General features: G+C 67.6%; 2 protein-coding genes. Both read left to right on the forward strand.

The annotated features are described in order from the left end of the window. Positions 1–442, forward strand: a 442-nt coding sequence (locus tag B118_RS0124895) for a Mu transposase domain-containing protein (RefSeq protein WP_028193673.1), incomplete at its 5' end; no start/stop codon positions are given. Continuing rightward, positions 442–1,230, forward strand: a complete 789-nt coding sequence (gene istB / locus B118_RS0124900; RefSeq protein ID WP_028185295.1) for an IS21-like element helper ATPase IstB — start codon at positions 442–444, stop codon at positions 1,228–1,230. The genes B118_RS0124895 and istB, both read left to right, overlap by 1 nt. Positions 1,231–1,300: the final 70 nt, after the last annotated feature.

The raw sequence follows: 1,300 nt of genomic DNA on the forward strand, positions 1-1,300 counted from the left end.
GCGGGCGAACAACCGCCAACACCGGGCGTTGGGCTGCCGACCCGTGGACCGGTGGGACGCCGATCGGGCCGCGATGCTGTCGCTGCCGCCGGTCGCGCCGATGGTTGGCTGGCGGCAGAGCACCCGGCTGCCCCGGGATCATTACGTCCGGTTGGACAGCAACGACTACTCGGTGCACCCGGCGGCGGTGGGCCGACGGGTGCACACCGTCGCCGACGCCGACCGGGTGCAGGTGTTCTGCGAGAACCGCCTCGTCGCCCGGCATGACCGGTGCTGGGCCAAGCATCAGAGCATCACCGATCCCGCTCACCGCCAGGCCGCCGCCGATCTGCGAACAGCAGCCCGGCAGACACCAGCGGCGGCGGGCAGCATGCAGGTGGAGCACCGCCAGTTGGCCGATTACGACCGCATGTTCGGCCTCGATGTTGAGGTGGCCGCCTGATGGCCACCAAAACCAGCCGCAACGTCGCATCGGAGATCACGTTCCTCACCCGCGCACTCAAGGCGCCGTCTCTCGCTGCCTCCGTCGAGAGGTTGGCGGAGCGAGCCCGAGCGGAATCGTGGACGCATGAGGAGTTCCTCGCCGCCTGCCTGCAACGCGAAGTCGCCGCCCGGGAGGCTCATGGCGGTGAGGGCCGTATCCGGGCCGCCCGCTTCCCGGCCCGCAAGAGCCTGGAGGAGTTCGACTTCGAGCACCAACGCTCTCTGAAGCGAGAAACGATCGCCCACCTCGGCACTCTCGACTTCATCACCGGCCGGGAGAACGTGGTGTTCCTGGGCCCGCCCGGCACCGGCAAGACGCACCTGTCCATCGGCCTGGGGATCCGGGCCTGCCAGGCCGGACACCGGGTCGCGTTCGCCACCGCCGCCGGATGGGTGTCCCGCCTCGCCGACGCCCACCACGCCGGCCGCCTGCAAGACGAACTCGTCAAACTCGCCCGGATCCCGCTACTGATCGTCGACGAAGTCGGCTACATCCCCTTCGAAGCCGAAGCCGCGAACCTGTTCTTCCAACTCGTGTCCAACCGCTACGAACGAGCCTCACTGATCGTCACCAGCAACAAACCCTTCGGCAGGTGGGGCGAGGTCTTCGGCGACGACGTCGTCGCCGCAGCCATGATCGACCGCCTCGTCCACCACGCCGAAGTCATCTCCCTCAAAGGCGACAGCTACCGACTCAAAGACCGCGACCTCGGCCGCGTCCCCGCAGCCACCAAGACCAACAACTAAAGATCAACCAAACCAAGGTGGTCCAGCTTCAGCCGGACCACGGTGGTCAAGTTTGGGGCGGTGTTGACAC

The sequence above is a fragment of the Salinispora pacifica CNR114 genome, from assembly GCF_000514775.1.
GTDB classification, from domain to species: domain Bacteria; phylum Actinomycetota; class Actinomycetes; order Mycobacteriales; family Micromonosporaceae; genus Micromonospora; species Micromonospora pacifica.